This window comes from Lactobacillus gigeriorum DSM 23908 = CRBIP 24.85 (assembly GCF_000296855.1).
Taxonomy (GTDB): Bacteria; Bacillota; Bacilli; order Lactobacillales; family Lactobacillaceae; genus Lactobacillus; species Lactobacillus gigeriorum.
On the sequence record NZ_CAKC01000045.1, the window covers coordinates 26,848 to 34,447 of the forward strand.

At 35.7% G+C, this 7,600-nt stretch carries 11 protein-coding genes; 8 read left to right on the plus strand and 3 right to left on the minus strand.

Going from position 1 to position 7,600, the window contains the following annotated elements:
• Window positions 1-220: 220 nt before the first annotated feature.
• The 3 genes from BN52_RS10630 (at window position 221) to BN52_RS04725 (ending at window position 2,344) form a co-directional block, all read left to right on the plus strand.
• Entirely contained in the window at window positions 221-301 is an 81-nt protein-coding gene (locus BN52_RS10630; protein ID WP_420843280.1) for a YSIRK-type signal peptide-containing protein, read from the plus strand.
• A 101-nt stretch (window positions 302-402) separates the two neighbouring features.
• Window positions 403-804, plus strand: a complete 402-nt coding sequence (locus BN52_RS10535; protein WP_269082159.1) for a hypothetical protein — start codon at window positions 403-405, stop codon at window positions 802-804.
• 70 nt (window positions 805-874) lie between these two features.
• Window positions 875-2,344, plus strand: a complete 1,470-nt coding sequence (locus tag BN52_RS04725; protein WP_008473149.1) for an LPXTG cell wall anchor domain-containing protein — start codon at window positions 875-877, stop codon at window positions 2,342-2,344.
• Between the two features lie 126 nt (window positions 2,345-2,470).
• Here the strand turns inward: BN52_RS04725 and proC are convergent, their stop codons facing one another.
• Window positions 2,471-3,235 carry a pyrroline-5-carboxylate reductase gene (proC, locus tag BN52_RS04730; RefSeq protein ID WP_269082160.1) on the minus strand — a complete coding sequence of 255 codons (765 nt, stop codon included), beginning with the start codon at window positions 3,233-3,235 and terminating at the stop codon, window positions 2,471-2,473.
• Window positions 3,236-3,264: 29 nt separating this feature from the next.
• Window positions 3,265-3,909, minus strand: a complete 645-nt coding sequence (locus BN52_RS04735; protein ID WP_008473151.1) for a Crp/Fnr family transcriptional regulator — start codon at window positions 3,907-3,909, stop codon at window positions 3,265-3,267.
• Between the two features lie 78 nt (window positions 3,910-3,987).
• Here BN52_RS04735 and BN52_RS04740 point away from each other — a divergent pair, with 78 nt between their 5' ends.
• From BN52_RS04740 to BN52_RS04755, 4 genes are all read left to right on the plus strand, one after another.
• The gene (locus BN52_RS04740) at window positions 3,988-4,347 is read left to right on the plus strand and encodes a DUF1304 domain-containing protein (protein ID WP_008473152.1); all 360 of its coding nucleotides are present in this window, start codon (window positions 3,988-3,990) and stop codon (window positions 4,345-4,347) included.
• Between the two features lie 325 nt (window positions 4,348-4,672).
• Window positions 4,673-6,199: an L-lactate permease gene (locus tag BN52_RS04745; RefSeq protein WP_040473404.1), complete on the plus strand. Its 1,527-nt coding sequence runs from the start codon at window positions 4,673-4,675 to the stop codon at window positions 6,197-6,199.
• Window positions 6,200-6,390: 191 nt separating this feature from the next.
• The gene (locus tag BN52_RS04750; RefSeq protein WP_008473155.1) at window positions 6,391-6,732 is read left to right on the plus strand and encodes a YSIRK-type signal peptide-containing protein; all 342 of its coding nucleotides are present in this window, start codon (window positions 6,391-6,393) and stop codon (window positions 6,730-6,732) included.
• A 38-nt stretch (window positions 6,733-6,770) separates the two neighbouring features.
• Complete coding sequence (locus BN52_RS04755) at window positions 6,771-7,064, plus strand: mucin-binding protein (RefSeq protein WP_008473156.1); 294 nt, start codon at window positions 6,771-6,773, stop codon at window positions 7,062-7,064.
• Here the strand turns inward: BN52_RS04755 and BN52_RS10115 are convergent.
• Window positions 7,031-7,201: a hypothetical protein gene (locus BN52_RS10115; RefSeq protein WP_156640984.1), complete on the minus strand. Its 171-nt coding sequence runs from the start codon at window positions 7,199-7,201 to the stop codon at window positions 7,031-7,033. The genes BN52_RS04755 and BN52_RS10115 overlap by 34 nt on opposite strands.
• A 61-nt stretch (window positions 7,202-7,262) precedes the next feature.
• Between BN52_RS10115 and BN52_RS04760 the strand changes: the two genes are divergently transcribed.
• A complete protein-coding gene (locus BN52_RS04760; RefSeq protein ID WP_157685048.1) occupies window positions 7,263-7,577 on the plus strand; it encodes an LPXTG cell wall anchor domain-containing protein in 315 nt (104 codons plus the stop codon).
• The last annotated feature ends 23 nt before the right edge of the window (window positions 7,578-7,600 follow it).

Here is a 7,600-nt window from a genome sequence, read left to right on the forward strand (position 1 = left end):
GCAATTATCTGAGGAATAAAAATTAAAAATTCAATAATTTCAATAACTTTCATTGATTTATTTTTTAAATGGTACTATAGTACTTGCTGACTTTTAACGTGATACTTTTTATGACGAAAAAGCCGTGAAATATGTTTCATAAAAAAACAAACTTTGATTATTTAAAAAGTAAAAGTCAGTAATTTTCAAATTGACTGTATACTTTAGAAAAGGGGATATGATGAAGAAAGATAGTTTTGAAGAAGTAAGTAGAAAGCAACGCTTCAGCTTACGTAAGCTAAATATTGGGGTTGCTTCCTAACGATCTTTGGCGTAAATTTATCAAAAAACGACAAATTGGTACACGCCGATACCGTAGAAGCTTAGAATAGTTCCAATACAAATGATAAAACGGCAGATGTAATAAATAACACTGCTACTGAAACAAGTAAAAATACTACAGCTGAAAAGGTTGATAGTTCTACTGAAAGTACAAATTCCTCAACTGCAACAACTGAATCTGCAACCAAGTCAACTGATGCAACCGATTCTACTACTGATAAAAAAGCTGATACCCAGACACAATTAAGTGCTCCTGCTGGTGTTGAAGTAGTTGATCCTAGTCATTTGACTGATAGTGAAAAATCAGAAGTTGAAAGTGCAATTAAAGCCGCCAATAGTGGCGTTGAAATTAAGAGTATTACTGTAAATGATGATGGCGCTGCTAGCGTAACTTTAGAAAATGGTACGACTCAAGAAATCAACAGTACCGTAGTTAAAAAAGCTACGACGTCTGAGACTACTAGCAAATATCGATGTAACTAAGGACACTGCCGATAGTCAATATACTCCTGGTGATGGTGTACCTGCAACCAATCCTATTAGTGGTCAAGAAATGAATCCACTAACTTATACTGGAAATATTGGTGATGTATACGATTATGCTACTAATGCCAAGGCACCAAAAGGTTATGTATTAGTTGGCACTAGTTCAAACTTAAAAGGCACTTTTTCTAGAAGTGATCACGATGCTTATATTTATGTAAAAATTGATCGCAATGGTGCTAAAGCTATGATCGAAAGCTTAACGCATTTGAATCATGCCCAAAAGCAAGTGGCTGAAGATGCAGTTGACAAGGCTACAAATTCAAATGAAATTTCAACAACTGAAGGGGATGCAACAACTCTTGATCAAGGCGTGGCTAGTCTAAAGCAGGCCATTAGTGATGGCAAAGGAACTCATGGAACGGTTGCCTATGATGAAGCTGATGCTGATAAGAAATCTGCTTTAAATAATGCAATCAAGAATGGCCAAGCTGTTACTGATGTGACAAATGGTGGTAATGACGATCTTTCAACAGTTAGAAGACTTACTCAAGCTATTGAAACGGCTAAAGCTGCATTGAACGGTGAAAATAATCTGGAAACTGCTCAAAACCACGCCAATCAAGATATTGATCAAATGGGTAATTTGTCAGGTGATCAAAAGCAAAATGCGGAAACTGCAATCAAAAATGCTAAGACAAGTTCAGATGTAGCTAAGGCTAAAAATGATGCCAAGACATTGAATGATGATCTTGGTAAATTAAGTCAAACAATTTCTGATGCAAATCAAGCTAAAACTACTCCAAATTACACTGAAGCTGATCCAGAAAAACAAAAAGCCTTAGACGATGCATTATCAGAAGCTGAACAAGCTAAGGATAGCAATGATCCAAGTGAAGTAGAAAAAGCAACCAAAGACTTGCAAGATGCTCAAGCTGCCTTGAATGGGGATGCTAATAAAGCTAAAGCAGAAAATGAAGCGAACGATAATACAGATGAAAGCAATCAAACTCAAGTAACGAATCAAAGTACTAATGCCAATAATTCTAACTTGAGGGATGCTGATAAGATAACTATCAGTGTACAAGGAACAATTACTGTTCATGATAAGAGTATGCTTACATCATCCGAAAAAGCTGAAATCGAACAAGCAATTCGCAATGCAAATCCTGATTTACCACAAGGAACAAATATTTCGGTAGATGACACAGGCAATGCTGATATTACTTATCCAGATGGTTCATCGACAATTGTTAAGACAACTCTGAAACAAGTTCTTCACGTAAAGCTTTCACATAATAGTCATGTTGCAAAGGGTAAACAGAGCAAAGCCAACAAGCGTTTAGTTGTCAAAACAGTACCTATCACAACTTCCGCTAAGAGTGGCGAACTACCCCATGCTGTTTCTGAGAAGAATAAATTACCACAAACTGGTGAGAAGAACAGTGAGGGAGCAACAATTGCTGGACTTCTAGCTCTTGGCCTTTCATTAATTGGTTTAATGAAATTTAAGCGTAGAGAAGATTCAGATAAAGACTAGCTCTAAATAAAAGAAGCGTTGATTTATAACCACAGAAATGTGATTAGAATCAACGCTTTTTCTTATCTTGATTATTATTAATAGAATGTTACTAAATATAAAAACACATATCAAAAAATATGTAAACTAATTGTGATTAGCAGCTTTAACAGCTTCAATCACAGCATTGCGGAAACCATTCTTTTCAAGACTCACTACACCCTTAATAGTCGTTCCACCAGGGGAGCAAACCTGATCTTTAAGAAGGCTAGGTTCTTTGCCGGATTTTAAGGCAAGAGTGGCAGCCCCATTAACCATGCTAGCAGCAAGTTTATTGGCGAGCTTTCTTTGAAGTCCTTCTAGCACACCTGAATCGGCAAGAGCATCTAAAAAGACATCAACAAAAGCAGGACTACAACCACCAATCGTTCCTACAATACTTAATTGTTCTTCTTTTACCAATATTGTTTCCCCAAGTTTGTTAAGCAGATCTAAAATTTCTTCTCTGCTAGAGTCACTGATATTTTCAGGAATAAACAAACTTGTTGTGCCTTGATTTACAGAAACAGGAATATTTGGGATACAGCGTACTATTTGATGATTAGGTAGAGCCTGATGATATTCTTCATAACTGTGTCCCGCGACTGCCGAAATAATGATCGAGTTTGTATCCAAGTCTGTTAATTCAGAAACAATATCCATGGTAATTGAAGCTGGTGTGGTAAGTATTACAAAATTAGGTGATAACTTAATTAATTCAGCAATACTATGAACTAGGGTAAAACTCAATTTATCACTTAAATCGCTAACTCTAGGATTTATTGGATTCTTGCCTATTAATTCGAATTCATGGGTATTAGCTAATCCCTCAAGAAGAGCAGAGCCCATGTGTCCTACACCAATTACAGCTATTTTTTCATAAAAAACTCCTTATTATCGTATTACAATAAATGTACCTTTTTACCTGAAACTTGAATAATACCTTCTGCTACTAATTTTTTCATTTGGCGACTAAGAGTTTCAGGAGTAACACCTAGATATGATGCCAAATCTTTCTTTTTGATCGAAAGTTCAATCGTTCGTGATCCATTCTTTTTCGCTTGATCTTCAAAATATGCTAAAATTCGGCTTTTTGCATCAAGTGAATTACGACGAATGGAATTCTTTTCAATTGCGACTAATTTCTCTCCAAAATTGTTGAGCAAATTCAAAGACAGTTCAGGGCTTGATTTCAACAGTTCTTGAAAATCATGTCTGCTCATTGAACAAATCCAGGTATCCTCAAGTGCTTGGATATAATTCTCACTGTCTTCTTCTTTAAATAGGTACTGCTGTCCTTCAATATCTCCTTTTTTGAGAATATCTAAAACTGATTCTTTGCCGGATTCTGCAATACTATAGACTTTTGCCGCGCCTTGATCAATTGCAAACATGCCACTTTGACCATCAAAAGGCTGTCTAATCAAGCTTCCTTTTGGAAAATGTTGTTGATGAATAGACACTGTTGCCAATTTCTGAGCTAGATCGTCAGGAAGGTCCTGAAATAGTTCTGCTTTTTTGAGACAAGCTACAGGTGAGTGTACCATAAAAGACTCCTTTCTTGATTTAGATAAATTATACTATAAAATAATAAAAGATTATTTTTAATAGGAAAGGAAACAACAATGAGTATTGTATCAATTGTTCTTGCCTCTTTAGTAGCAGTAGAATTTTTCTATATTTTTTATTTAGAATCCATTGCTACTAAATCAAACAAAACAAGAAAAGTTTTTAACATCAACAAAGACGATCAAGCAAACGAAACTGTCGTAACACTTTTCAAAAATCAAGGAATCTATAATGGTTTACTTGGTGTCTTAATCTTAATCGCAGTATTCTATTTGCACAATATTGTTGTAACAGGATTGCTAATGGGATATATCATTCTAGTGGCTGTTTATGGCGCTGTAACTAGCCAACCAAAAATTCTTTTAATGCAAGGTGGATTACCAATTTTGACTCTAATTAGTCTATTTTTTAAATAAAATTACAAAAATTTTTTGCTAAAAATCAGGTCACTTAGTGATAAAATGCGCAAACTGAAAATGCTTATGTTCTGTTAACCAAAAATCGCTGTATCACCCGATTATATAGACTTTGAAGATAACTGGTCATGAATATTATTATGGCTCTTACGAGATTTTTGGTCTGAACCAAATTCGTGACTTTGTGAAGCTAAGCTTATTATCATACAGGCACTAGTTTAATTTTTTTGAGTCTTTTCACTATCATTTGTAATCGCTTTCATGTATTATAGATTTATCAACAAATCCAGAATTACGAGGAGGCATTTATATAATGAGTGGAATTGTGTGGGGAGCCTTTATCATGGCTTTAATTCCGATTGTTTGGTTAATTGTATCTTTAGGTGTTATTAAGATGGCTGCACCTAAGGCAACTTTCATCGGTTTAGTTCTTACAATGGTAATAGCAATTTTGGGCTTTAAGCTGTCACCAGTTGATACATTTTCAGGTGCAGCTGAAGGTGCTTTGATGGGGCTTTTCCCAATTATTTACGTTATCATTGCAGCTTTGTTTACTTATAATGTAACAACCAAATCTGGTGCGATGAACAAAATCCAAGATATGCTTTCAGCAATTACAACTGATAAACGTATCTTGACCTTAATCATTGCATGGGGATTTGGTGGATTCCTTGAAGCAATTGCAGGTTTTGGTACTGCTGTTGCAATCCCAGCTGGTATCTTAATTGCTTTTGGGGTTGACCCAATTAGAGCTTCTGTAGTGTGTTTGATTGCTAATACTACGCCAACTGCCTTTGGTGCAATTGGTTTGCCTGTTATCACATTAGGTCAAGTAACGGGTCTTAACTTGAGTACTTTGTCAGTAGTAGTTACGATCCAATTGATGCTATTGATTATTTTGATTCCATTTGTATTGGTAGCAGTTGTTGACAAGGGCATCAAGAGTTTGAAGGGTGTATTTGGCATTACTTTGATGTCAGGTTTGGCTTTTGCATTGCCACAAATCTTTATTGCTAAGTTTGTTGGTCCTGAATTGCCAGCTATTGTTGGTTCAATCCTAAGTATTGGGGTAACGGTTTTAATGGCTAAGATGAGAAAAGCTGATCCTGATGCTGAAAAGATTGAAGTTACTCATCATAGTAGCAGTGAACTTTTGAAAGCATGTGCACCATTCATTTTGGTATTCGTCTTTGTTCTTTTAGCAAGTTCACTTGTTCCACCTATCAACCATGCTTTAAACGCAGCATCATTCAAGTTTCCTGTATATACCGGTAAGAATGCTGGTTTATTCAACGTTAACTTACTTGCATCCCCAGGTACTCTGATCATCGTAGCAACTTTGATTGGTGGTTTAATCCAAGGTATGCAGCTTGGTGAATTATTCAAGATTTTAGGCACTACAATTGCTGGCTTATGGAAGACTATGATTACCGTTTGCTCAATCGTAGCATTAGCAAAGGTAATGGGTTACTCAGGAATGACTGCTAACTTAGCTGATACTTTAGTAAAGATCATGGGTCCAGCATATCCTTTAGTAGCTCCAGTTATCGGTGCGTTAGGTACTTTCATTACTGGTTCCGACACTTCAGCAAACGTATTGTTTGGTAACTTGCAATTACAAGCATCACACGCTTTAGGTGTAAATCAATACTGGTTAGTGGCCAACAACATGGTTGGTGCAACCGCCGGTAAGATGATCTCACCACAAAGTATTGCGGTTGCATCTGCAGCTATCGGACAAGAAGGTAGTGAAGGTGAAATCTTGAAACAAGCTTTGAAGTGGTGTGCACTATACTTAGTAGTAATCTGCGTAGCATTGTTCTTCATGGGTAAGATGAACATCTCATTCTAAAAAATATTAACATAATAGCAATTGGAACTCGGATATTTTCGGGTTCTTTTTGTGTTAAAATATGTACTTTTAATCTTATTATATATATCTATTTTTAAAAAATAACAGGCGTAATGCTTGTTATTTTATATCCTTATAGTCTTTGTATAAAATTAAGGTATTAATATAATAATTGCAAGAGGAGCAGTACAATGATTGAACGAAGACCTAAATACACCCTAAGAAAATTGTCAGTGGGTTTAGCCTCTATCATGATGGGAAGTGTTTTATTTTTAACTAATCCTCCTGAAGCACATGCTGAAACAGGAAATAGCGATCCTGCTACTACTGAATCTAGTTCTGTAGACGAAAAATCAACTAGTATTAATAACCAAAAAGATACTAATAAAGACAACACCAATGTAGAAGAACCTACTAAGGTTGAAAGTTCTGAAAATGTCACAAGTGATCAAGCTTCTGAAAGCAACACGACCACTCAAGATATTGCTAATACTACTGTAGAAACTAAGAAAAGCAACCTGATAATTCTTTAATCAACTTAATTGTAATTGATAATGGCAAACAAGGAGAAATGATTTTAAATCAAGGAAAAGTTTACGTAAATGCGTCTGAGACAGAAGAAAAGAAAGTTACTCGCACAGTTGATTTCGTAGAAGCTGGAAATGAAAATTATGTCTTGCATGACCCAGTAACACAAGAAGTAACATTTGCTAGAGAAAAGATTACTGATGCTGAAACCCGTGAAGTTTCCTACAGTAATTGGAAGATCGTTTCTGAGAACACCAAATTTGAAAAACTTACTGTTCCTGAGATAACTGGTTACACTCCAGATCAAACAGAAATTCCAGAATTAGCAGTGACATAAGACAGTGCAAATGCTGTAGTTACCGTTAAATATAAGAAAACTGAAACCTCAGTTACTCCAGATAATCCAACTGACCCAGTAAATCCAGCTACTGATAATCCTACAACTCCAGCTTCTGATAACTCAAAACCTGACACCAATCCTACACCTGTAACTCCTGATCAAGATACAAGTAGCGAAGAGACTGATTACTTGAAGGTGAAAGATCCAAAAGAAAATGAACATGAAACTTCTAAGGATAAAACTTCAATTAATCATGAAAAAGTTAAACTCGAAAAGAAGCAAAAAGGTACTGGTTTTGTTAAAGGTGCCAATGATCAAGTGGCTAAAGATAAAGCTAATGTCGCTCAAGATACGACAAATCAACTTCCACAAACTGGTGATAGTAAGAATAATTTAGCAGTCATGGGATTAGCATTAATTGGAAGCAGCTTAGTTGCTTTAGCCGGATTATTGATTAGAGTTACTGCGAAACTAGATAGCCAGTTCTTGGTTGATGATCCCGCAGATTAAATTCATTCTTAAATTAAAACGTC